At 57.4% G+C, this 24639-nt stretch carries 20 protein-coding genes; 9 read left to right on the top strand and 11 right to left on the bottom strand.

The annotated features are described in order from the left end of the window. The first annotated feature begins 30 nt into the window (after positions 1 to 30). A complete protein-coding gene (locus BQ8011_RS07365; RefSeq protein WP_072457739.1) occupies positions 31 to 696 on the top strand; it encodes a response regulator transcription factor in 666 nt (221 codons plus the stop codon). Positions 697 to 698: 2 nt separating this feature from the next. Here BQ8011_RS07365 and BQ8011_RS07370 read toward each other — a convergent pair whose 3' ends face one another. The 5 genes from BQ8011_RS07370 to BQ8011_RS07390 are packed head-to-tail and all read right to left on the bottom strand — an operon-like array spanning position 699 to position 6333. Continuing rightward, the gene (locus BQ8011_RS07370) at positions 699 to 2186 is read right to left on the bottom strand and encodes an arylsulfatase (RefSeq protein WP_072456010.1); all 1488 of its coding nucleotides are present in this window, start codon (positions 2184 to 2186) and stop codon (positions 699 to 701) included. A gap of 8 nt (positions 2187 to 2194) precedes the next feature. Further along, on the bottom strand, positions 2195 to 3082 hold the full coding sequence (locus BQ8011_RS07375; RefSeq protein ID WP_072456012.1) for a carbohydrate ABC transporter permease: 888 nt from the start codon (positions 3080 to 3082) through the stop codon (positions 2195 to 2197). Further along, positions 3079 to 3933, bottom strand: coding sequence for a carbohydrate ABC transporter permease (locus BQ8011_RS07380; protein WP_019127097.1), 855 nt, complete (start codon positions 3931 to 3933; stop codon positions 3079 to 3081). The genes BQ8011_RS07375 and BQ8011_RS07380 overlap by 4 nt, the downstream gene beginning before the upstream one ends. 42 nt (positions 3934 to 3975) lie before the next feature. Continuing rightward, positions 3976 to 5304: an ABC transporter substrate-binding protein gene (locus tag BQ8011_RS07385; RefSeq protein WP_231945295.1), complete on the bottom strand. Its 1329-nt coding sequence runs from the start codon at positions 5302 to 5304 to the stop codon at positions 3976 to 3978. A 24-nt stretch (positions 5305 to 5328) separates the two neighbouring features. Beyond that, the gene (locus tag BQ8011_RS07390) at positions 5329 to 6333 is read right to left on the bottom strand and encodes a LacI family DNA-binding transcriptional regulator (protein ID WP_072456014.1); all 1005 of its coding nucleotides are present in this window, start codon (positions 6331 to 6333) and stop codon (positions 5329 to 5331) included. A gap of 153 nt (positions 6334 to 6486) precedes the next feature. Between BQ8011_RS07390 and BQ8011_RS07395 the strand changes: the two genes are divergently transcribed. Then, the gene (locus BQ8011_RS07395) at positions 6487 to 6735 is read left to right on the top strand and encodes a hypothetical protein (protein WP_072456016.1); all 249 of its coding nucleotides are present in this window, start codon (positions 6487 to 6489) and stop codon (positions 6733 to 6735) included. An 87-nt stretch (positions 6736 to 6822) separates the two neighbouring features. Here the strand turns inward: BQ8011_RS07395 and ileS are convergent, their stop codons facing one another. Next, positions 6823 to 10098 carry an isoleucine--tRNA ligase gene (gene ileS, locus BQ8011_RS07400; protein WP_072456018.1) on the bottom strand — a complete coding sequence of 1092 codons (3276 nt, stop codon included), beginning with the start codon at positions 10096 to 10098 and terminating at the stop codon, positions 6823 to 6825. Between the two features lie 320 nt (positions 10099 to 10418). On the opposite strand from ileS, the gene BQ8011_RS07405 reads away from it, so the two are divergent. Continuing rightward, a complete protein-coding gene (locus tag BQ8011_RS07405; RefSeq protein ID WP_072456020.1) occupies positions 10419 to 11432 on the top strand; it encodes a permease in 1014 nt (337 codons plus the stop codon). Beyond that, positions 11429 to 12160: a TIGR03943 family putative permease subunit gene (locus tag BQ8011_RS07410; RefSeq protein WP_072456022.1), complete on the top strand. Its 732-nt coding sequence runs from the start codon at positions 11429 to 11431 to the stop codon at positions 12158 to 12160. Before BQ8011_RS07405 ends, BQ8011_RS07410 begins: the two co-directional genes overlap by 4 nt. A gap of 51 nt (positions 12161 to 12211) precedes the next feature. On the opposite strand, the gene BQ8011_RS07415 is transcribed toward BQ8011_RS07410, so the two are convergent. After that, on the bottom strand, positions 12212 to 12910 hold the full coding sequence (locus BQ8011_RS07415; RefSeq protein ID WP_231945296.1) for a hypothetical protein: 699 nt from the start codon (positions 12908 to 12910) through the stop codon (positions 12212 to 12214). A gap of 256 nt (positions 12911 to 13166) precedes the next feature. Here BQ8011_RS07415 and BQ8011_RS07420 point away from each other — a divergent pair, with 256 nt between their 5' ends. The 5 genes from BQ8011_RS07420 (at position 13167) to BQ8011_RS07440 (ending at position 19478) form a co-directional block, all read left to right on the top strand. Beyond that, a complete protein-coding gene (locus BQ8011_RS07420; protein WP_072456026.1) occupies positions 13167 to 14627 on the top strand; it encodes a sugar porter family MFS transporter in 1461 nt (486 codons plus the stop codon). 10 nt (positions 14628 to 14637) lie between these two features. Next, on the top strand, positions 14638 to 16167 hold the full coding sequence (locus tag BQ8011_RS07425) for a sulfatase family protein (RefSeq protein WP_072456028.1): 1530 nt from the start codon (positions 14638 to 14640) through the stop codon (positions 16165 to 16167). A 68-nt stretch (positions 16168 to 16235) separates the two neighbouring features. Further along, positions 16236 to 17393, top strand: a complete 1158-nt coding sequence (locus BQ8011_RS07430; RefSeq protein ID WP_072456030.1) for an ROK family transcriptional regulator — start codon at positions 16236 to 16238, stop codon at positions 17391 to 17393. Further along, positions 17390 to 18673 carry an anaerobic sulfatase maturase gene (locus BQ8011_RS07435; RefSeq protein WP_072456032.1) on the top strand — a complete coding sequence of 428 codons (1284 nt, stop codon included), beginning with the start codon at positions 17390 to 17392 and terminating at the stop codon, positions 18671 to 18673. The genes BQ8011_RS07430 and BQ8011_RS07435 overlap by 4 nt, the downstream gene beginning before the upstream one ends. After that, on the top strand, positions 18663 to 19478 hold the full coding sequence (locus BQ8011_RS07440) for a sulfite exporter TauE/SafE family protein (RefSeq protein ID WP_072456034.1): 816 nt from the start codon (positions 18663 to 18665) through the stop codon (positions 19476 to 19478). Before BQ8011_RS07435 ends, BQ8011_RS07440 begins: the two co-directional genes overlap by 11 nt. A 41-nt stretch (positions 19479 to 19519) precedes the next feature. Here BQ8011_RS07440 and BQ8011_RS07445 read toward each other — a convergent pair whose 3' ends face one another. The 4 genes from BQ8011_RS07445 to glpA form a co-directional block, all read right to left on the bottom strand. Beyond that, positions 19520 to 20275, bottom strand: a complete 756-nt coding sequence (locus BQ8011_RS07445; protein ID WP_072456036.1) for an SDR family NAD(P)-dependent oxidoreductase — start codon at positions 20273 to 20275, stop codon at positions 19520 to 19522. A 65-nt stretch (positions 20276 to 20340) separates the two neighbouring features. Then, positions 20341 to 21615, bottom strand: a complete 1275-nt coding sequence (locus tag BQ8011_RS07450) for an anaerobic glycerol-3-phosphate dehydrogenase subunit C (RefSeq protein ID WP_034501564.1) — start codon at positions 21613 to 21615, stop codon at positions 20341 to 20343. Then, positions 21612 to 22859, bottom strand: coding sequence for a glycerol-3-phosphate dehydrogenase subunit GlpB (glpB, locus tag BQ8011_RS07455; protein ID WP_072456038.1), 1248 nt, complete (start codon positions 22857 to 22859; stop codon positions 21612 to 21614). The genes BQ8011_RS07450 and glpB overlap by 4 nt, the downstream gene beginning before the upstream one ends. Further along, positions 22852 to 24519: an anaerobic glycerol-3-phosphate dehydrogenase subunit GlpA gene (gene glpA, locus BQ8011_RS07460; protein ID WP_072456040.1), complete on the bottom strand. Its 1668-nt coding sequence runs from the start codon at positions 24517 to 24519 to the stop codon at positions 22852 to 22854. The genes glpB and glpA overlap by 8 nt, the downstream gene beginning before the upstream one ends. Between the last annotated feature and the right edge of the window lie 120 nt (positions 24520 to 24639).

Here is a 24639-nt window from a genome sequence, read left to right on the forward strand (position 1 = left end):
GTAGCCCAGATGGCTACGCAGGAGGTGAGCGTGACAATTCGTGTGCTTGTGGCCGACGATCAGGCAATGATTCGGGGAGCTTTGGCGGGGCTGCTCAACTTGGAGCGTGACATCGAGGTAGTCGCTCAGGCCGCCGATGGAGTGCAGGCTCTTGAGGAACTGACTCGTCTAGCAACGCAAGACGCTTCGCTCGACGCAAAACCGACGAGTTCTGCACGCCCAGCCTCTCCCGCCGATGTCGCAATTGTCGACATCGAAATGCCTCACATGGACGGCATCACGACAACCGAAGCAATTCGCGCCCGTTTCCCCGGGGTACGCGTACTGATTGTCACGACATTCGGCCGGCCGGGTTACTTGCAACGTGCCCTCGATGCGGGGGCAACGGGCTTCATGGTGAAGAACGCACCTGTCGAAGCTTTGGCCGAGGGCGTACGCACAGTCGCAGCAGGCGGTCGTGCGATTGACCAGAGTCTTGCAGTGGAGGCACTCTCAAGCGGTTCATCATCACTCACCCCGCGTGAGGCAGACGTTCTACGCGAAGTTGAGCGCGGCGGTACGATCTCCGACATCGCCCACGCGCTGGGACTGAGTCAAGGAACCGTGCGTAACCATGTCTCCTCAGCGATGCTCAAGATGGAGGCACGTACCCGCGCAGAGGCCGCATCCTTGGCGCGGGCAGCGGGTTGGTTGTAGTCCTAACGTGCTTCTTCGCGAAGCGGATAGGAATGCGTCAGAACCTTCACGGCCTCGCGTCCGGAAACTAAATGTCCCTCAGACACATATCCTTCTTCGCGTCCTTCGAGTTCGGCGATCAGGTAGTTTCTTCCGCGAGTAAGTGCCTCGCTATCTTCAGTGCTTCGCGCATCAGCGGAAAGTTTGCACAGGTCAACCAATTCTTCGGGGTCTTCATCGAGGTTGAAGAGCTGTTCGATTCCCCAACCGGAGAACCACACATACTTGTAGGCTCCGAAACGAATCCACTGTATCGATTGGTCAAACAAGTAATGCTCGCCGTGAAGGTACTCTCTCCACGGAACTTCATCGTCGGCCTCGGCAATCAAGGGAAGGACAGAGCGGCCCTCAACTTCCTCAGGAATCTCCACGCCAGCAACGTCCAGCAGTGTCGGCATCACGTCGCGGATCTCAACCACACTGTCCACGCGCGTGCCGGGAGCGATCCCCGCACCGTACAAGATGAAGGGAACGTGTGAGGAGGCCTCGTAAGGGTAACCTTTTCGCCACAGTCCGTGATCGCCCATCATATCCCCGTGATCGGAGATAAAAGCGATCACCGTGTTCTCGGCTAGTCCGAACTCACCGAGCGTCTGGATAAACCTTGAAATCTGGGAATCAATGTGTGTCATGTGCCCGTAGTAGCCGGCGCGCGCGAGCCGCACGTCCCGTTCACGATAGTGGGCAGCGAGTGCGGTCGGGTCCCAATCCCGTCTCTCTTCACTCATCAATTCATCCGACCAATTGTCCTCGCCCGGAAGAGTGAGGTCGTCCTGGTCGTAGCTATCAAAAGCCCACTGCGGCGGATCAAGCGGAGCGTGCGGACGATGGAAGGATAGGTAGAGGAAGAAAGGACAGGTGGGGTCGCGCCGGTAGAGCCACTGAGTTGCCTCGGTGACGACCCAATTCGTGGGGTGCAGTTTTTCCGCCTTATCCCAGGGACGTGCAACCATCGAATTACATTCGAGGCCATTATCGATGTAATCCTCTGCGGCACCCGCGCCTTCTTGCTCACGCAGCCATGTCAGGTAGTCGTCGTACATCCGGCAATCGCGCTCGCGGTGACGCGAGTAGTGAAGATAGCCATCGTGCAAAATGACATCATCAAAACCAATGCGACCGCGCTCTGGCCAGTAGTGCATCTTGCCGATTGCTTGAGTCTGGTACCCGGCATCGCGAAGCGCCCCGGGAAGCGTAACCGGCATATCGAAAGTAATTCCGTCCTGATAGCCGATCCGGCGGTGCGTGGTTGGGGCGGTTCCGGTCATGAGTCCCATCCGAGAAGGAACACAGGTGGGGCACGCCGCATAGGCCTGCGTCATCTGCACTCCTCCCCCAGCTAGCTGATCAAGATAGGGGGTGCGCACATCGGGGTGTCCCAGAATCGACAGGCAATCCCCCCTCCATTGATCAACGGCAATGAGGACGATATTCGGATGGTTCTCACTCACGGTAACTCCTACTTGATACCCGTCATCGCGATGCCCTGAACGATGTGCTTCTGCGTGAGGACGAAGAGCAAGCACACGGGGATAAACAGCATGAGAGATCCCATTGCCGTCAGGTTCCAAGCGGTGAAAGATTCACTCTTAAAGATTGATAGTCCAATAGTAATTGTTCGCATCTCCAGCGAGCTGGTCGCAATCAAAGGCCACAAGAATTCATTCATCTGGAAAACAAAGGTGAACAATCCCAGGACCGTCAGTGCGGGTTTGCACTGCGGGAGAACAATCGAACGGTAGATCCGCAGTTCATTTGCTCCGTCCACGCGAGCCGCCTCGATCAAAGAGTCGGGAACGCCCGCAATGAACTGGCGCATGAGGAAGATCGAGAAAGCGCTCATGAGGAATGGCATGACCAGACCCTGATAGGTATCAAGCCACCCGATCTGCGAGAACCACACATACAGCGGGATCATACGCACGAAGAGCGGGATCATCATGGTCGACAAGATCGCAATGAAGAAGACCTGTTTGCCCGGGAATTCAAACTTCGCAAAAACGTATCCGACCAGCGGCGCGAAAACGATGTGCGAGCAGGTGATCAGCCCGGCGACCAGGATCGAGTTGAAGAGGAAACGACCAAAGGGGGCGGCTGCAAAGAGCCTGCCGATGTTCTCCCATTGCCACTTCGCGGGGATCAAGACCGCTGATCCACCGGAAACTTCCGCATCGGATTGGAAAGCCAAAGAGATCATGTACAGCAGCGGGGCAACAGCGATCGCTGCGGCAATCCAAATGAAAATCAGCGAAATCAGGCGTGCTCCCGGGAAGAGTTCATCCTCAGCGATGCTCTTCTTCTTTTTGATGACTGCCGAGGCCGGGGGCGGGGTAGGTACGCACATCATAGTGCCTCTTTCCTTCGTCCCGTCCGAATCTGGATCAGGGACAAAACCATAATGACTGCCAAGAATGCGAAGCTCATGGCAGATGCGTAGCCCAGGTTTCCACTCTGGAAGGTCTCACGGTACACCTGGTAGACGTACAAGCTCGTGGCGTTTCCAGGCCCGCCATTGGTCACCAAGTACGGTAGGCCGAATTGCTGGAGGGTTGAAATCATTCCAACCAGACCGACGAAGAGCGTCGTCGGGGCGAGGAGAGGAAGGGTCAAGGACCAGAAGCGCTTCCAAGGGGATGCACCATCGAGGCGCGCGGCCTCGTAAATCTGAGGATCGATGCCCTGCAAGCCAGCCAGGAAAAGAAGCATGAAGTAGCCGGCTTCTTGCCACACGGTAATCCCGACAAGGGTTGCCAGCGGTGCGGTGGTGAGCCACTGCTGGGTGGGAAGGTGCAGGCTGGAGAGCACCGAGTTCAAGATACCCGTCGTCGGGTCCAAGATATTGCGCCACATCAAGCCAACGATGGCCACCGAGGTCATGTAGGGGGTCAGGATCATCGTGCGCGCAAGAGTGCGCCCACGGAATTTCTGGTTGAGGATGAGCGCGAGGAGCAAGCCCACGCACGCACCCAAAATCAGTGCCGAGGCCGCGTAGATCAGGGTGATTCCGAAGGCATGTTGGACTTCGGGGTCACGGATGATCGAGGAATAGTTCTTCCATCCCACGGGGCGCAGCGTTGTAAAGCCGCGCGTGAAGGACAGCTGAAATTCCTGGATCAGCGGCCAGAACATGAAGAGAACGAAGTAGATGACCGCGGGGGTCAGGAAGAGATACGCGGTACGCGCTTGGCGTGCGCGCATCCCTCCCCGACGCCCCCGGCTCCGAGACGAGACGGACATGAGTTACTGCTTCAGGAGTCCTGCAACCGTGGTCTCGTAGGTCTGGACCTGAGCAGCCGGGTCCTTTCCATTGAGGATGATCTCTTCGTACATCACCTTGCGGGCGTCCGAGATCTTTGCAGCATTTTCGTTACCCCAGAATGCCTTGTCGGGGGTCGCGGCAAATTCACGCGACTTAGCGACGACGGAGAGAATCGGATCGTTCTTCACAACGTCAGAGTTCGCCCAGGACTTACGCGACATTGCCATTCCGGTCTCAGCGGTGACGGCTTCTTGGACCTTGAGGCTGGTCATATCCTTGATGAGCTGCCATGCGAGCTCTGCGTTCTGCGACTTCGAGGGGATCATCATGCCCGAGCCAGCCAGGTAGGTCTTCTGGACATCACCCTTGAGGGGTTCACCAACTGTCAGCGGGAAGTTCGGATCTTCCTTGCGCACTGCTGAGATATCCCAGGGACCGGTGAGGATGAAGCCTGCTCGCTTGGAGGTGAAAACCTTACGCGGTGCGGCGTAGTCATTCGAGGCAACAGGAACCGGGGCCAGCTTGTCCTTGTAGATCAGGTCGTACTGGAACTGCATGGCTTCGGTTGCCTTGGCTGCGGGGGTCATGGGTTCGTTGCCGTCCTTGGTGAAGGTGACTCCGGCCTGCATGAGGAATGGAACGGTGTAGGAGGCATCGTTGTTGAGTGCCAGACCGTACTCAACGCCGGATTCCTGGATCTTCTTGGAGGCTTCGCGCAGTTCGTCCCAAGTCTTGGGCATGGTCACGCCGGCTTTGTCCATCATTTCCTTGTTACCAAAGACGAGGCCGCCCATGGTCACGTGGAGAGGAATGCCGTAGGTCTTGCCGTCGGCTTGACGGTTTGCAAGGCCAGACTCGACGAAGTCATCGAGGAATCCGGATTCCTTCTGGAGGAAGGGATCCAGGGACATGATGTTGCCGTCTGCGCCCCAGCGAGTGGACCACCATCCGCCGTTTTCTTCGACGAGGTCAGGGGTCTGGCCGGAGAGGAAGTCAGCGGTGAGCTTTTGCTGCAGGTCGCCCCACTGGTAGTACTGGACATTGATCTTGACGTTGTGTTCCTTCTCGAAGGCCGCGAAGGTGTCGGTGTAGGCCTTGTAATCGCGGCCAGCCGACATGTAGATCAGGATTTCCTTACCGGTGCGATCGCCCTGGATTCCCAGCGACTGCGAGGATTCGCTCGAGGAGTCAGAGGACTGTTGTCCAACTCCACCGGGAGTTGAGCACGCGGCAAGAGAAGCGGCCATGGCAAAAGCCGCGCATACCGACAGAGTGCGGCTGAGCCGCTTAGAAGAGCTGTGTCGCATCATTGCGCTCCTTATGTTCTTTCTCGTTTAGTGCGTCGTCCCTCGGGGCATGTAGTGCCACCGAAGTGTCAGCGTTGTCGACTCCGGTTCTTCACCGCTGAGTGTGGACAGTAGAGTGACCGCACTATCCAGGTCTTGGTTGTCGAGGCCGATTGTGGATAGTGCGGGGTGAAGGTCGCCACCATCGACGGAGGCGCCTGTGCCGATGATTTGGAGGTCATCGGGAATTGCGATTCCGCATTGAGTTGCTGCAAGGACTGCGCCAATGGCAACTCGATCAGAATCGCAATACACCGCATCGGGAAGGGGATCTCGACCGGTGAAAATCGTGGTGGCGCACTGGAAAGCGGAGGGGATGCTCCCCTCTGTGTACGCCAAAATTTCAGGGGTACCCAGGTGTGAATCGCTGAGGAATTTGGTGTATGCGTGCCAGCGCGGTTCGTTTTCAAGTTCGTCGGCGCTACGGCGCTGGGTGAGATAGGCGATCTTCTTCGCTCCTCCCTTGACGAGGCCACTGAGAGCCTGCCTAATCCCCGCGGTTTCGTCAATGGTTACCCCGATGTAGGAGGGGTTTGGCGGGAGGGTGCCAAAGATCATGGTGGGAATAGGCGGCGTGGGGAGTAAGTCCATGAGGGCCTCGGCACTGGTGGGATTGCAGGCGAGGCAGGCACTGTCGTAGAGGCCGCACGACAGGGCGTTGACGATCTGTTGTTCTTCGCCGATGCGCACGGGGATCGACACTAGGTGGAGGTTTTCTTCTTCGAGGCGCGCGCTCGCGTGCAGTTGGAATCTCTCGACGAAGCGGTCCATGGGAGGGGTGTAGAAAAAGCAGATTGTGCGCGTGGCACCCGATTTTAGGGAAGAGCCAAGGATTGAACGAGTGTAGCCAAGGCTTCGGGCGGCCTCGTGAACCTTCTTTTGGGTCGCGGAAGCGAACGCGTCTGCGCGACTACCGCTGAGGATGAGTGAAGCGGTAGTCGGTGAAACTCCAGCGTTTCTCGCAACGTCGACAAGTCGGACCCGTGAGGCCATGTCGATACTGTAGCGCGTGCACCGAGGCGAGTTAAAACGTTTTCATAAAACGTTATAACTCTGTTATCTGGCACACAATAATGCTTTCTTTGCAGATGAGGTCCTTGATAGAATCACCCGTATCACAAAGGCACAGCCCAAAGGAGGGCACATATGAGTATCTGGATTGGGGATGCACGCGAGTTCGAAGAGCTGCGCGAAGAAAATGAGCGTTTGAAGGAGCGAGTTGCACACCTCGAACGACTCTTAAAAGCCTCCGGAGAAACCATCGACCTAGCACTGAGCCCATCTGAACGCGCACTGGTGCTCGATGGACGCAAGCTCGAAGCCGTCAAGGCCTACCGAGACCGCACCGGCGTTGGCCTAAAGACAGCGAAAGAAGCTGTCGACGCGGTTGGATAAAGCACACCGCAATGATGCGCAAAGGGGGGTGGGCCACACAGATGTGTGGCCCACCCCGCGGATTTGACCGATTGAAAGCGCTCAGACTCAGTGCTTGGAGACGCTCACAGCGAGCTTCTCCCCTGCCTCAACCGACAGGGACAATGCCAGAGTCTCGGAAGCAATCATGTCCTTCCAAGTCTCGACATCGCTCACATGCTCAGCCGGAACCGTCAGCGTCAGGTCGATGCGGTCCGCAATGTGCAGGCCAGCATTCTTACGCTCATCCTGGACGGCGCGAACGACATCGCGAGCGTAGCCCTCGGCCTCAAGCTCAGGGGTCAGCTCCGTATCGAGCACAACGAAGGTGCCTGAGGGCAGAACATCTGCAACCTGGCCCTCGGCGGCGTCCACAGAAGTGGAAACGGAGAACATGTCACCGGTCAACACCAGCGGCTTCCCATCCAACTCAACGGAAGCGAAGCGGCACTCACCGTCCACAACCTCCCACTCACCGGACTTCTGAGCCTTAAACAGCTGGCTCGTCAGCTTACGAACAGCCGGATCAAAGGCACGCGGGTTAAGCGAAAGCTCAGTGCGCACACTCAAACCAGAAGTCTCAGGAGAAGCAAACACCACAGACTTGACGTTGACTTCAGAGGCAATAAGATCCGCGAAGGGCTCCAGCTCCTTGTGGTGCTCAGAGACAACCTGCAAGGAAGCCAAAGGCTGACGCACGCGCAGCTGGTGGGTCTTACGCAGGGCGTGAGCAGCGGAGACGACGGAACGAACCTCGTCCATGGCCTCGACAAGCGCAGAGTCAGCCACGGCCTCGGAAATCACGGGGAAGTCCACCAAGTGCACGGATTCCCCACCCGTCAGGCCGCGCCAGATCTCCTCGGAAAGCAGCGGCAGCAAGGGGGCTGCCAGCTCCATGAGGGTGACCAAGGCGGTGTAGAGGGCGTCGAATGCTGCACTGTCCTCGTCCCAGAAACGCTGGCGCTGAGTACGCACGTACCAGTTGGTCAGCACATCCAGGTAGTCGCGGATCGCGTCGCAGGCACCGGCAACGTCATAGGCGTCCAATGCGCCGCGAGCGTCCTCAGCCAAGGAGCGCGTGTGAGCAAGCAGGTAGCGATCCATCTGAGGCAGAGCATCGACAACTGCCTGATCCGATAGGTCAAGGCGCTTGGCCTCGTAGCCCGCTCCCCCGTTGCACGCACCGGCGTACAGGGTAAAGAAGTAGTAGGTGTTCCAAATGGGCAGGAGCACCTGGCGAACCGTATCGCGGATCGACTCTTCCTTGACCATGAGGTTTCCGCCGCGCACGACCGGGCTGGACATAAGGAACCAACGCATCGCGTCGGAACCGTACTTGTTGAAGACCTCGGCCACATCCGGGTAGTTGCGCAGGGACTTGCTCATCTTCAGGCCGTCGTCACCCAGAACAATACCGTGGGAGACGCACGAACGGAAGGCCGGGCGATCAAAGAGCGCAGTCGCTAGGACGTGCAGCGTATAGAACCAGCCGCGCGTCTGACCGATGTACTCGACAATGAAGTCGCCCGGGTAGTGGTTTTCGAACCACTCCTGGTTCTCAAACGGGTAGTGAACCTGCGCGAAGGGCATGGAGCCGGACTCAAACCAGCAGTCGAAGACGTCGGAAATACGACGCATCGTCGACTTGCCTGTCGGGTCGTCCGGGTTCGGGCGGGTGAGCTGATCAATGAAGGGACGGTGGAAGTCCGTGACCTTCACGCCGAAGTCGGCTTCCAGCTCTGCAACCGAGCCGTAAACGTCGGTACGTGGGTATTGCGGATCGTCCGATACCCACACGGGGATCGGTGCGCCCCAGAAGCGGTTACGCGAAATCGACCAGTCGCGAGCGCCCTCCAGCCACTTGCCGAAGATACCGTCCTTGATGTGCGCGGGGGTCCACGTGATCTCTTGGTTGAGTTCGACCATGCGGTCACGGATCTCGGTCACGCGCACGAACCACGAGGACACTGCCTTATACATGAGCGGCTTGCGGCAGCGCCAGCAGTGCGGGTAGGAGTGCACGTAGGACTTTTCGCGAACCAGCACGGCGCGAATTTCGGGCGCGCGACGCGCGATCGGTCCCCCCTGCTCGCGCAGGTCAGCCACGACGTAGCGGTTCGCATCGAAGATCTGCATGCCCTCATAATCGGGGACCTCCGAGGTGAAAACACCGCCCTCGTCGATGGGCAGCACCACGCCGATACCGTATTCCATGCAGGTCCACATATCGTCTTCACCGAATGCGGGAGCCTGGTGGACAAGGCCGGTACCATCCGTGGTCGTCACGTAGTCAGCGGCGATGATCGACCAGCCGTTGGGGCCGGGCGCGCCGCCCTCTGCACGGCGCTCGGGGGTATCAAAGAAATCGTAGATCGGGTGGTAGTGCAGACCAACCAGTTCCGAACCCTTATAGGTGGCGACGACCTGCGGATCTTCACCCAGTTCCTTGGCGTAAGCGCTGATCAGGTCCGAGGCGATCAGGACACGCTCGCCAGCAAGGACACCCTCATGATCTGGTGCAACCTGAACCAAGGCGTAGTCGATCTGCGGTCCCACAGCGATCGCCGAGTTCGAAGGAAGGGTCCACGGCGTGGTCGTCCAGATCAGTGCCAGTTCGGGACGCTCAGAATCTTCGCGCAGCTTCTTTTCCAAGCGCAGGCCGACGGTAACGGTGTTATCAGTGCGATCCTGATACACATCGTCGTCCATCTTGAGCTCATGGTTGCTCAAGGGAGTGCGGTCATGCCAGCAGTACGGCAAAACGCGGTAACCCTGGTAGGCAAGCCCCTTATCGTAAAGCTGCTTGAATGCCCACAAGACCGATTCTGTGTAAGACATATCCAAGGTCTTGTAGTCGTTGTCGAAATCGACCCAGCGGGCCTGGCGAGTAACGTACTCTTCCCATTCCTTGGTGTAGCGAAGCACGGAGGAGCGGCAGGCAGCATTGAAGGCCTCGATACCGATTCCGCCGGGACGCGTGATTTCGGTGACGTCTTCGATTCCCAGCTGACGCTGCGCTTCAAGCTCTGCGGGCAGACCGTGGGTATCCCAACCGAAACGGCGCTCAACGTGGTGTCCGAGCATGGTCTGGTAGCGACCGACAACGTCCTTGATGTAGCCGGTCAAGAGGTGACCGTAGTGCGGGAGGCCGTTTGCAAAAGGCGGGCCGTCGTAGAACACGAATTCGTTCTGACCGCCCTTACCGGCGGGACGGCGGGTAATGGATTTACGGAAGGTGTCATCAGCGGCCCAGAAAGCCAGGGTCTGTCCTTCCATCTGAGGGAAGGACGGGCTTGGATCCACTTGCTCATCGCGATGGCGCGGGTAGAAGCCGTGCTTCGTCATGTTTCGTCCTTGTGTCGCAGGTCCACAGGGACGAGGATCAGCGTTGCCGATTCCCGCGGTACCACCCCGCTTGCTACGCGCTGCGTAGCCGCTCATTAACAGCTGTGACGGGCTTACCCGTTCGGTTCTACTAGAGCTTTCGCTCGTTCTTCCGAATGCTCCCCGGTGATTCCTACAGACGTAGCCGGATCAACGCCTGTCCTAGTCTACGCAAAGCGCGCTCCCAAGGCACTTCTATCTCGCCACAAGCACAAAAATGAGATCAGCATCGCGATAGAGTTAGCGATGTATGCACAGCCACGCAACAAGGAAGAAGGCACATGGACATTTCCCGACCTTCGACGGCCGTTACAGCGGTTGTGTGCCTTGCTTTGGTGTGCGCCTACCGCTTTCAAGAGGCATTGACTGCTGCAGGTATCCCGATTTCCCGCATGATTGCAATCTTTTCAGGGATCACCCTTCAGTCTTTACCTTTCTTGGCGATCAGTTCCCTCATCGCTGCTGCGATTGAGGTGTTTCTTTCCCCTCGTCAGCTTGCACGTTTCTTCCCACGAGGCCGCATTGCCGGTTGCGTCGTTGCTTTCGTCTATTCCGCGCTTCTTCCCGTCTGCGATTGTTCAACCGTTCCTCTTGTACGTACCCTGCTGCGTCGAGGCGTTCCCCCGCGCACTGTTTTCATCATCCTTTTTGCGGCGCCATCCATCAACCCACTTGTCTTGTTTTCAACGTGGTACGCCTTTGGCCCGTCACTGAAAGCGGTATCGCTCCGCGTGGTGGCAGCCGTCATCTGCACCATGACAATTGCTCTTTTGCTCAGCATCCGTATGCCCTCTCTGACGGCGATTTTGCGCCAGAGCGAGTCAGATGACTCCTGTGAGTGTTCACATGGTTGCGGAGTCCACGCGGCGCACGCTACGCGAGGGCGTTTTTCTTCATTTTCTTCCGCGTCAGCCTCGGCCTTCCTGCGCGTCGTACCCTATATGTTGATCGGAGCCGCACTCTCCAGCATCATCCAGGGGCTTCTCCCTGCTGGGTTTATGACGGGACATACTTCCTCATATGTGTCCATTGCCGTTGCAATGTTGATGGCTTTTGTTCTCTCTCAGTGTTCATCATCCGATGCGATCGTGGCGCGGAGCATGACGAGTCTGCTTCCCCCCGGCGCACTCATGACATTCATGCTCATGGGCCCCATGCTTGATGTGAAGAACGTCTTCATGTTGTCAGCCGTTTTCTCGACGCGCTTTACTCTTCGCATCTGCGCAACCATCACCGCAGTTGTTGCGTTGGCCGGTCTTGTCTTGACCTGGTGGGGCTTGGGAGGTGCATTGTGAGGGCACGCGCTTTGATCTTTGTCCTGGCTGCAGCGAGCTTAGGCTTCCTCTTCCTTTCGAGGCGATGGGTCTATTTCTTCCCGCCTCGTTTCCTTCCGCTGATCATTTTCTTGTGTGTCGTCTTCACTGTGTGGGCCGTTGTCGACCTTTTTGCACGTAGGCCGGAAAAACATACTCACCGAACACGCGCGAATGCGGTATATCTTCTCATTCCAGTCATTGCATGGTCCCTACCTTTTTCTCTGGTCCCCTCGAGTTTCCTTGGGTCAACGAGCTCAGCGAGTGCTATTTCACCGACGCCCATCCCTTCATCTTCAGATGTTTCTTCCGCAGCACACTTCCACACCGACCGCGTGATCGACACGAACAATTACTACGACAGCGTCATCGATATGGTGACCCACCCCGATCAGTGGGATGGCAAAACAATCGAGGTATCTGGCTTCGTTTTACCCAAAGACAAAGCCTCCTCGGAGGCAGGGATGCCGCCATTCGGTCCAGATGACAGCTTCGGCTTATCCCGGATGACCATGTGGTGCTGCGCAGCCGATGCTTACGCCTTGGGTTTTGCCGTGAATAACACAACCTCATTCGCGCCGCAGGCTGATCAATGGGTTCGCATCCAAGGAACTTTAGAAGTCCGCAACTCAAAAGCTCTCTATCTGAAAGCGGCGAGTATCACGCCGATTAATCCGCCCGATACCCCCTTTGTCTACGAAAAGAAGTAGGGGTGCCCAGACGCCATGTCGACGTCGAGCACCCCTACCAGGAATTCCTCATTACTTAGACGAGGAATCAGAATTTTGGGAGTCAGAGCTTTGAGAAGAGTTCTCAGCAGCCTTCTTCTTTGCAGTTGAGTTCTCGGATCCCTTCTTGGAGGAGCCGTTCTGAGCTCCCGGACCACCCTGGCCCTGCTGAGCGCCGGGGCCACCCTGACCGCCAGGCATACCCTGCTGACCATTCTGACCCTGCTGACCGCCAGGCATACCCTGCTGACCGCCAGGCATACCCTGACCTCCTGGACCACCCTGACCGCCAGGCATACCCTGACCACCGGGGCCACCCTGGCCCTGCTGACCGCCTGGCATACCTTGTCCGCCGGGGCCACCCTGGCCCTGCTGACCTCCCGGACCACCCTGGCCCGGCTGTCCGGGCGCCGCCTGCGATTGCTGCGTCGGAGCGGGAGAGGCCACCGAACTTGTTGCCCAACCTGCGCCAAAACCTGCAACCAAGAAAGCCGCTGCAGCACCGGCGGCTACTGCCTTCTTCTTCCAGGAGGGCTTTGCTGAGGCCTCGTGAGAGACAATCTCATCAGCGGGAAGCCAAGCACCTTCGTAGGTTCCATCTTCCTTCTGGTAGGCAACGTTCACATAGGTCGTCTTGTCGGCATGAGCATCACGTGCCTTCGCATCCTGGGCCTGAGTCTCGATGACTCGAGTCTCGTCCAGGTGGTCCTTGTTCATATCTTCTGCGCTCATGTGCATTCCTTTCCTCTGGGGCATCCGCCCTGTCGTCTTGGTCTTCAAGGTATGGACCACCTCTATGTCTGTTTTATGTCGCACCTGAGGTTTTCCTGTGAAGAGAAAGCCATCGCCTATGACGCAGCTCACAGAAATTAATTTTGTCCACGTCAACGCCCAAAATTCACTCAGAGATAGCGTGTAGGTGCCTCAAAGATGAGGCATCACGGATCAATCCGATGAGTTCATTCCTCTCCCCTTTAGGACGGACCTCATGTCAACCTCACGTACGGCAGTTCCGTTGACCGAAACCCAACGTCGGGCGCGGAAATACGCCACTTTCCTTGCACTCATTGCAACCCTAGGCCCCTTCTTCTACGGATTCGAAGGAATGGTCCTCAACGCCGCAATTAAAGCCGTCGGCACCACCTTCCACCTTGGCCCATTCCTCCAGGGCGTTGCCGGCGCAGCAGGCGTCATCGGCGGCCTCATCGGCGCACTTGGAGCGGGACGTATTTCCGATAAGATCGGGCGCAAAACAACCCTGATGTGGGTTGGTCCCTTCCTCCTCTTCGAAGCGCTCCTTGGTCCTCTTTCACCAATTCTGGGAAGCTTCGGATACCCCTTCCTCCTCCTCACCCGCATTGTCGGCGGCATTGGTTTTGGTGCAGCAACCACCGTTGCACCCGGGTACGTCGCAGAAATTGCACCTGCTGATATCCGAGGCCGCCTGATTGGCTTCCGCCAGCTGGCCATCATCCTCGGTCTTTTCTTTGCCGGCCTCATCAATATGGGTGTCGTACGCCTGACCGGCGGTGCCGCGAAGCCCGCATTCTGGGGGCTGCAGACCTGGCAAGTTCTTTTCGCATGCCTCATCATCCCTGCTCTCCTCTTTGTGATCTTTACGGCACAGATTCCAGAGTCGCCTCGTTACCTGGTATCCGTGGGCAAGAAGAAGGAAGCCGAAGCTGTCCTCGCAAAGGTCAGCGGTGAAGACGACCCCGCAGCGCGCGTCAAAGCAATCTCCGCATCAATGGAAGAAACTGGCGGACGCAAGCTCAGCATTGGTGAGATCTTCTCCTCGAAGTGGCGCGGACTTGTCCTGGTTGGCATGATGATCGCCGCGTTCCAGCAGCTCACCGGCATCAACGGCGTCTTCTTCTACTCAAACTCCCTCTTCGCAGCAGTGGGATTCAACGAATCAATGGCATTGCAGCAAACCCTGCTCATCACGGGCTTCAAGATTGTCGGTGTTGTCTCCGGCATTCTCCTTGTGGACCACGTGGGACGTAAGCGGATGCTCATCTACGGAGGCACACTGATCTTCGTATCCCTGGGTGTCGTTGCAACCGTCTTCACCCTGGCACCCGTTGTGGACGGAAAGCCCGACGTTGCAGACAACCCGGTATTGGCTTTCCTCGCTGTCGCGGCGCTGTGCACCTTCCTGCTGGGATTCACCTCCTCGTGGGGACCGATCTTCTCGATCGTCATGGGCGAAATGTTCCCCAACTCGATTCGCGGTGGCGCAATGTCCATGGCCTCGGGAGCTGACTTCTTCATCAACTTCCTTGTGGTCTTGCTCTTCCCCTTCCTCATCTCGTGGTCGCCTGCAGGAACCTACTGGATCTACTGCGCATTCGGTGTCCTAGCTGTCATCTTCACCGCAAAGTACCTGAAGGAAACCACCGGTACCGAACTCGAAGACATGGACAAGCTCGCCGCTGCCGAGAAGTGAAAGGACCATCATGTCTGACACATACGAACGCTCCAGTGACATCCCGGACAATGTCCGCAATGTCCTGGTGATCATGACGGACCAGCATCGCACGGATACGATCGGCTGCCTGGGCAACCCCCACGCCCAAACTCCCGTCATTGATGAGATGGGGCGCAACGGTTTTGCCTTCACCAACTGTTTCACTCCCACCGCAATCTGCACACCCGCACGCGCCTCACTTCTAACAGGAAAGCGCCCCGGAAAGCACCTTGTACTGGCCAACCCCGAATGGAACATCGCCTACCAGACGATGATCCCCCTTGGGACCTGGACCTACACTCAGGCACTTCGCGATGCAGGCTACAACGTTGGCATCGTTGGAAAGTACCACTGTGGGGCGAACCTCCCCGACAAGTTCGGCGCCGATGACGACACCTATTGGGGCGCTGAAAACCCCGTTGCCAACGAAAAGTACGTCGCATGGCTCAACCAGCACGGACTTCCCCCAGTTCGCGCCCACGACTTCTGGCGAGGAAAGCTCCCGGGAGGCCGCGACGGGCACATCATCGCCGCACGCCTCGAACAACCAGAAGAAGCAACCTTCGAGCGTTTCCTAGCTGATCGAGCAATCGAAAAGCTCCGGGAATATGCGGCCGATTGGAAGGAAAACGGACAGCCCTTCAGCTTGGATGTCCACTTCTTTGGCCCGCACCTCCCCTACTTCCTCCCCGATGAATGGTTCGATTTGATCGATCCAAACGATGTCACCTTGCCCGAAAACTTCGGTGACTCGCTCATCGGTAAACCGCAGATCCAGCAGAACTACGCAACTTACTGGTCAACGTCCTCCTTCGATAACGACCAGTGGAAGAAACTCATCGCGGTCTACTGGGGATACGTCGCCATGATCGACTTCGAAATCGGTCGAATCATGGACGTGGCACGCGAACTAGGAATTCTCGATGACACCGCGGTCTTCTTCTGCGCAGACCACGGAGAATTCACCGGCTCTCACCGCCTGAACGATAAGGGCCCGATGATGTACGACGATATCTACAACGTCCCCTTCATCGCACATATCCCCGGGGTTTCTGCGGTCGGCCAATCCGACGCCTTCGTGTCTTTGATCGACCTTCCCGCAACCGTCCTCGATATTGCTGGCCTCGATCCAGCCCTTGTTGAAGACGGCCGCTCGATTGTTGACCTCACGCGAGGCGAAGACGTGCCCGGCTGGCGTGAAAATATCGTTTGCGAGTTCCACGGACATCACTTCCCGCTGCAACAGCGAATGCTGCGCACAAAGGAATTCAAACTCGTCATCTCACCGGAGTCCATCAATGAGCTCTACGATTTGAGAGTTGATCCCGCAGAGATGAACAATGTATACACGGTGCCTGTCTACGACGACATTCGCCGCGAACTCGCAACGAACCTATACCTCCAACTCCGTGAACGCGGAGACCACTCCTTCGCAAAGTGGATGGCGGCCATGACGGACTTCGATATTCCGCTGGTCAACACCGCCCGAAGCGATCTTGACGAGGTCATGGGTAAGTAACACGCCTTCGGTGTGGGCCTTCCGGGGCGTGCGGGAGGCCCACACCACACAGCATCAAAGGAGAGGACATGGACTACGATCTTCACGTCGCTGTGCCCTCTTTGGAAGACCAGATCACCAGTTATCTTGGCGAAAATCCCCCCGCGTCACGTGCAGAACTTTGCGAGGCCCTTGCGGTTTCGAGAACGACGCTGGGGCGTGCGATCGCAAAGCTTGTCGATGCACACGCTGTTATTTCCCTTAAAGGAGAAGAAAAGACTGGAGCAGGCCGCCCTTCAACTCTTTTCACATCAGCACGTTCATGTGCATACTCAGTCGGCATTGTCATTAGCCGAGCCTCTTTCGCCGCAGTCTTGCTCAACCGAGGCGGCGATGTCCTTATCGCACAATCACTTCCAGCCACGCATCCCATCAACTATCGTGAGGCGCTTGATTCCATAGGAGCGCTCCTCCTTGAGCGCGCGCACACCCGCGGCGTCATTACCGACTATGTACGCACCATCGGGGTTGGTCTCCCCGTTCCCATGGGGTCAAATATTTCCCACTCGCCGCATTCCCCCTACCCCAGCCGCGACAGCGTTATCGATATCATTTCACGCCGCTGGAAAGGGAATATCCTCATTGATACAACTGCCCGCCTTTCTGCCCTGAGTGAGGCGCTATGGGGAGCGGGACAGGGGTATCCATCAATCCTCTACGTTCGACTTTCCAACGGTATCGGCGCCAGCCTGGTGATTTCCTATCGCCTATCGGGTGGAGACTTTGGCTTCACAGGGGAACTGGGACATATGCGTGTCCCTGACGTTCACACCCCATGCGCATGCGGAAAAGAGGGGTGCCTGGAAACCCTTGCATCCATCCCAGCACTCTGTGCTCAATGCGATGTCTCTTCTTTGAGCGAATTGGCAAGGAAAGTCAGCAATCAAGATTCCAGAACACTATCAATTCTCGAACATGCGATGGAAGCAGTCGGGGCTTGCTGCGCAAACGCTGCTCTTCTCATCAACCCCCGTGCGATCATTGTGGCAGGGGAACTTCCCGAGGCGATCCCTGAGGTCTCCGATATGCTCGCCCACGGCCTCGAAAGAGAATTAATCCCCGCAATGAAATGGAACATCGACGTCGTCCGCGCCGAACTTGGACCGCTTGCCGCGGCGCAAGCAGCTGCCTATGCGGCGACAACCACGGCCTCGTCAATCAAGAAGGAAAACGAGGGAACCCGATGACGCACTCCCCCGCTCGCGCGCTCCCCTTCTCGGTTGTCGCAAAGCCAACGGGCGCCGCCTGCAATTTGGACTGCCAGTACTGTTTCTTCCTGTCGAAAGAACTCCTCTACGACCAAAAACGCCAGTCGATGAGCGAAGAAACCCTAGAGACCTACGTCAAAAACTTCCTAGCGGCAAGCCCCGATGGGGATGTCACGATGCTCTGGCAGGGCGGCGAACCAACCCTGCGAGGGCTCCCCTTCTTTGAACGCCTCATTGAGCTGTGCGAGAAGTATCGACGCCCCACACAAGTGGTCCACCACGCTATCCAAACCAACGGCACCTTGATCACCGAACAGTGGGCACGCTTCTTCAAAGACAATGATGTGCTGGTTGGGATTTCTATCGACGGTCCGAAAGAACTCCATGACGCCTATCGCCTCAACCGCGGCGGGCATGGAACTCACTCGATGGTGATCCGCGGGTGGGAACAGCTTCGCAATGCCGAGGTCGAGACGAATATTTTGTGCACGGTTCACGCTGCAAACGAGGATCACGGAGTGGAGGTCTACCGCTATTTCCGAGACGAGCTCGGGGCGCGGTACATGCAATTTATCCCCATCGTCGAGCGCGTTCCCCGCGAACATCTGCGCCAGGCCGAACTCGGGTGGCGAAGCGGAAGCTCGGCGCTCCTGTATCGCCAAGACGGAGACTGCGTGACCTCACGATCGACCACCCCATCGTCGTACGGTCGCTTCCTGTCCGATATTTTCGACGAGTGGATTCTTCGTGACGTCGGCTCGGTCTTTGTTCAAGATTTTGATTCTTCACTCTCTGCGCTTTTTGGTTCCGCGAGTGTATGCGTTCATGCCCCCTCATGCGGGGCGAATATGGCCATGGAATTTAACGGCGATGTCTACGCGTGCGATCACTGGGTTGAACCGGATTGGCTGGTCGGAAATATCGATTCACACGATTTCGCTGCTCTTGCCTCCTCCCCCACAATGCGCGATTTTGGAACGAAGAAGCAGGACCTCGATACCGAGTGTTGGAATTGCCCATTCCTGCGCTTGTGCTGGGGAGGCTGCCCCAAGGATCGTTTTATTTCCCAAGACAATGGCCCCGACCACAACTATCTGTGTCAGGGCTACAAGAGCTTTTACGCGCATGCGCTGCCCGCACTTCGCGCAATGGCTTTCTTGATTTCGCGTGGACGAAGCGCTCAAGAAATTATGAATCCCCTGGTCGCTCAGTCATTGGGAGTCCATATCCCACCCAAGGAGGAACATCGTGCTCATTGAAGCCACGCTCATTGGCGTGTTGATCGGCATCGTTGTCGGAGCGCTCGGCGCGGGTGGCGGTATTTTATCGGTCCCCGTCTTGGTATATCTCCTGGGTCAAAACCCCCATCAAGCTGCAACTTTATCGCTGATCATCGTGGGTGCGACCGCTTGTGTTTCTCTTATTACTCGCGCTTCCAGTGGTCATGTTGATTGGAAGCAAGGAAGCCTTTTCGCCTTCGCGGGGATCGTCGGCACGTGGGGAGGCTCCGCGCTCAACCCTCTGGTATCAGCACGAACGCTCATGCTGGAGTTTTGCGTTCTTTTGGCGTTTGTTGCGATTTTTATGGTGCATAGACAGTTGCGTGCACGCGCTGATGCGTCCCCTTCATCAATTGACGAGGCCACGCCTGGGGATTCCCCACGCACGCTTGCTTCGACCTTGAAGAAGGCAGCCTTAGTGGTTCTTTTAGCTAGCGTGACCGGTTTTCTCACAGGTTTCTTTGGCGTGGGCGGAGGTTTCGCTATCGTTCCTGCGCTCCACCTTGTTCTGCGTTACCCGATGAAGAGAGCATCCGCGACATCCCTGTTGATCATGCTCATTACAGCGCTGTTCGGCTTGGCTTCGCGTGCACTGGGGGGAACTTTGGATATCAGTGCCGAGGCCGGGGTGATGGTCACCTGCTTCGCTGCGGCCTCGATGTGCGGAGGTATCCTCGGGGCGAGGCTTACCCGTCGGGTAAGTTCTCCTGCACTCGCATGGGCATTCATTGTTCTCCTGATCGCAGTTGCAAGCGTGAGCGCTTATGCCACGCTACGCGCATAACGAGAGGTCAAGGGGGAATGAAGGCGATGTGCGCACCTGCCCTAGGCCTCGGGCACAGTTCTGGCCACAAGAGTATTCGTCGCCTGCGCAACCGGGCGCACGATCATCGAATCGATGTTGACGTGACGCGGCCGCTCCAAGGTCCACACAATCGCCTCGGCGATATCCTCGGCGACGAGGGGCTCGGCAACCCCCTCATACACACGGTCCGCGGCTTCCTGAGAGCCCAAGCGATTGAGAGAAAACTCTTCAGTTTGCACCATGCCGGGCGCGATCTCGATAATCCGCACGGGCTCACCCACCAGCTCCTGACGCAAGGTATTGGCAATGATGCGCTCAGCGTGCTTGGCGGCAACGTAACCGCCGCCTCCCGGGTATGTGTCGTGGGCGGCTGTTGACGTCAGGAAGACGAGGTCGCCTCCCCGCTCGCGCATTGAGGGGAGAAATGCGCGCGTGCAGTGCAAGGCCGTGAGGACATTGCGCTCAAACATTTCACTCCACCTGGCGGGATCTGCATCCGCAACCCGGTCAACGCCGATGGCTCCACCCGCATTGTTCACGAGAGCATCGATGGGGCCGCCTTCTAGGACATGCGCGACCATTTCCTCCACCTGTGCGTGGTCGGTGAGGTCCGCCGCCCAATACTCACAGCCAATCTCGTCAGCGAGGGCCGCGAGGCGCTCGCGGCGACGGGCCACAGCAATGACATCCCACCCCCGCTTTGCCAAAAGACGGGCGGTGGCTTGTCCGATTCCGCTGGAAGCTCCGGTGACAACGACGCGACGAGAGATAGTCATGGTGCAACAGTAATATCCCCGGGCGCGCATCGTCATCTGCGCATCCGGGGATATTCTCTTTCATCTCAGCCTTCGGGTAGACCGTAGGCCTTGTGAATCAGCCAGATCGGGTGAACAACATTCGCGCCGGTTGCCGTGCGAATCTGCCACCGACAGGTCTCGGTATCGCAGGCCGCGAGTTCAACATTGACCTGCTTAACGAAGTCGAAAACCGGAGCTCCCACCGCTTGGGCGATCGCATACTTTTCTTTCTTCATTCCGTAGGTTCCGGCGATACCGCAGCAGGGCTGCTGGGATTCCTTCACTGTCACCCCGGGGATCAAGCTCATGAGTTCTACCGCGGGCATACCTAAACCTTGCGATTTGAGCTGGCAGGGTGCGTGGTAGGGAATGGTCACGTCGATGCGTTCCATATTCATGTCGAGCTCGCCGCGATCGTAGAGGTCGATGAGGAACTCGCAAATGTCCCAGGTGCGTGAGGCGACATCTTCAAGTTCAGGGGTATCCATTTCCAAGATGTCGTGAGCCTCATGGCGAAGCATTCCACCACACGAACCAGAAGAGGAAATAATCGGTGCGTCCCGATTCGCCTTGCGCAGGTCATGGGTCAGACGCGAGACATACTTACGCGATTCGTCGTAAAGACCGTTTGACTGCAGAGCCAAACCACAGCAGCCATGCGGTGGAACAAGGACTTCGTAGCCCAAGTGCTCAAGTACCAGCACGGAGTGGATTGAGGTCTCGACCTCAAAGTACTGTCCTGCGCAACCGTGGAAGAAGATCACTTGTCCCTTCGTACCGGAGTTGGGAAGCGGAGTGTGCTTCTTGAACCAGCTTTCGAAGGTGCGACCATAGGCGCGAGGCATGGGGGCATTGCGGTGAACGCCAATGATCTTTTCCATAGCAACGCGAATCGGCTTAACATCCAGCGCCCAGTTGGCGATGGGAGCGAAGGGGGTCATGACGCTGCCAATCAGGCCAGTGCGTCCAATGAGCTGATCGCGAAGCGGGATTCCCTGCTTCTTCTTCATGTCGGTTCGCGCGTGGTGGATCATTTCGGTGACCTTCACGCCTTGAGGACACACCAAAGAGCATGTACCGCACGAGGAGCAGTAGTCGATCGAGTGATCAACGAACTGACCTTCTTGGCGGTAGCGTTCTGCTTGCGGACCAGAGTACTTCGGACCAGCGAAAAGATCGGTCACGCGCATGACGGGGCATTGCGTTTCACAGATCGTGCACTTCACGCAGGCATCGAGGGAAGCACGAAGACCGAAGTCATCACCTTCAAGCCCCAAAACATCGGCTTCTTCGATGCCGGGTACAATTTCCAGACTCATTGAAGAACCTCCACAATCGAATCGGCTGCGCGCAGCGCACTTGCGAGCGCGATACCATCGCCCGACTTTTCCTTCCAACGCGTTGAACCAGCCAGATTCCCACCAGCCGCATAAACGTTGGAGTAGACGGGACCTGCTCCCGGAGTGCACACACGCATCTTGTCGTCGACTTCAAAGCCAACCTTGAAGAGAGGCTGCTCACTGCCCCAGAAGTCTCCATTAAGCAAACTCGTATCAACGCCTGTTAGCGGAAGCCCCATAACCGTGTCCCTCACGTGACCGTAAGAATCAATCTCGAGCGCTCCCGATTCGAATCCTCCCGCGGCAAGGATCACGGACTTGGTCGGGATTGTACGGGCATGGCCAGCGGTCGAGATGGTCACGGATTGCACCTGCTGGTCTTCGACCTCGTATGAAACCAGGGAAGATCCCAGCATCACACGGCAGCTTGCTTTTGCAATCTCGGTGAGTTCTTGGTTCAGGCGCATACCCGGTACCGACGGCGGCTGAAGAACAATTTCAAAGACGGGCTGGCCGAGCATTTCTTGGATGTCTTTCCAAGCAGTCGGATCATTCAGACCAAGAACGGCAGGAAGGCCGACGGTTTCACCTGGGCGCACGACTTCTTTCAGAAGTGCGACAAGGCGTTCGCGGGTCTCCTTATGATCCAGTGCGCGCGCAAAGTTCGTGCCGGTCGTGTCGCGCTCTTGCCCGCGAATATCGAGATCAATATAGGCTGAACGCGCCACAATCGCCTGCCCGTTGGCATCCTTTTGAAGACGCATGTTCTCGGCGGCAAGGGAGGGGTAAAAGTCCTTCAGACGCTTGAAACCAACGATCACATAGCTTTGCCCGACAGGGATACCGGCTTGCATCGAAGGCTGGTACAAGGCGGTCGGACGCAGTGCGCCAAGCGCTGTTGGAATACGGACATTCGTATCGGCCGAGCCAAGGAGGCGCTCGGGACCCAGAAGTTCGCGAATCCACTCAAGCGATTGCTCAACGTATGATGCCCCGAGGCGCGCGTAGGGGTGAGTGGGGTGATCAACGGCGAGCTGTGTGATTGCGTCTAGGGGACGTTCAACGAGTTCCGGGGCGTAGCCCAGAGCGTCGATTGTCCCTTGCCCCAGTTGGAGTCCACCAATTCCCTTGGTGACAAGAGTGACCTGAGCCCCGCGCTGCGCCAGTCGGATGCTGGCAGCAAGACCGGCAAGGCCCGCTCCGATAACGACTGCGTCACGCATGGGTGAGTCCTTCCTGTTCTTCTCCATCTTCCAGGGCTTCTTCCCCACTCTCGACAGCATCCCAGTACGCGCATTCATGCGGAATAGCATCGGGAGCGGTCGGCAGGTGCTCGACGTCTAGGGTTCCTTCGTGGATCCAATTGTCCAGAGCAGCCTGACGGGCTTGTTTACCGAAGAGAATGGGCCACAGTCCGATCCAACGGTTCTTGAGGAAGAGGCGAAGCAGTTCATTTGTCCGAGGCGCGTCGATGTCACCGCGTTCATGTGCAATCCCCGCGCTGCGCTGGGAGCAAAAACCTCCCTGACAGGGACCCATTCCGAGACGAACTTGACGGCGCACGTCATCGAGTTGCCCACCGGGAAGAACGTCCATTGTGCGTTCGAGCATTTCACGGGTGACAAGTTCGCATTCGCAGATGATCTCTTGGCTGGAAGGCGACTCGCCACGGTGTTCAACATCGTCGAGGCGGTGGCCGATGTAGTAGTTCGAGTGTCCTTCTGCCTCGGGAACGACTTCGTCGGCGGTACGGCAGGGCCGTTCCTCCCCCATCTGCTGACACATGATGTCGACGATGCGTTCTGCCATCAATCGGTAGGTCGTGAGCTTACCGCCGGCAATGGTCAAGATGCCATCAACGCCATCGCGACTCAGGTGGTCAACGATGTGCATTCCTCGGGCCATGTGACGGGTATCTGATTCGGAGACGCGAGTGTCTTTGATGAGCGGACGAGCGCCCGCCCACGCATGGAGAGCACGCGACTTGCGGAAGCCAGGAATCAGGGTTTCTCCCGCGTCAAGCATCTGCTGGACTTGGTCAGAAAGAATCGGCAACTTGTCGGGGTCTTCCGCACGCAAGTCGGTCGTTCCGATAATGCACACGGGGTGGACGGGAACCAAGATGTCACCGTCAGCGGGCCAAATGCAGCGGTTAATGACGTTCTGTGAAAGACGATGATTCATGGCGATCATGATTCCCGCACCTGGAACGACTTCCACTCCATGGCAGTCCGCAAGCGCCGCGATTTGTCCGGCCCAGGGGCCGCCACAGTTCAAGACAAAGGAGCAGTCAATCCGGATGTCCTCGCCTGATCGTTCATCGCGCGCGAAGACCGCTTCGATACGGTCTTGGCTGCGTTGAATTCCGGTTGCACGAGTGTAGGTGAGGATCTCCGCTCCATAGGCAATGGCCGAGCGCGCCGCACCCCAGACCATACGCCAGCCGTCGACGGTTCCGTCTTGTACTGCAAATGCGCGCTTAAGTCCCGGATCAAGTCGAGGCTCGCGACGAAGAGCCTCAGCGGGAGAAATCTCTTCTGCAGGAACGTGAGCGGCTCTCGCGCGAGCGATGAACTGATCGGCGTAGTCTTCATCGTCGACCGAGGTTGTCACGAAGAGGCCGCCGGTCTTCTCCACCGCATCAGCATTGATACGGGAAACGATTGCATTTTCTTCTGCACATTCGGTTGCTGATTCAGGGTCGGATGCAATGTAACGTGCGCCTGAGTGGAGCAATCCGTGGTAGCGCCCAGAAGTTCCTTGAGCCATATCGGCCCGGTCAAGAAGAATGGCACGGAATCCGCGCATTGCGACATCGCGGACAACGCCGGCACCGGTCGAGCCGCCACCGATGACTACGACATCAGTCTCCATCGTCCTCATAGTGTTACGTTGTTCCTTAGAGAGTTTCTGATTGTTTCCTTATTAATCATGACCCTTTTAGAGACTTTGCACATCTTCCCAAGGCGTGTTGCACATATGTGCACATTACTCACTTCAGCC

The organism is Actinomyces marseillensis (assembly GCF_900155605.1).
Classification (GTDB): domain Bacteria; phylum Actinomycetota; class Actinomycetes; order Actinomycetales; family Actinomycetaceae; genus Pauljensenia; species Pauljensenia marseillensis.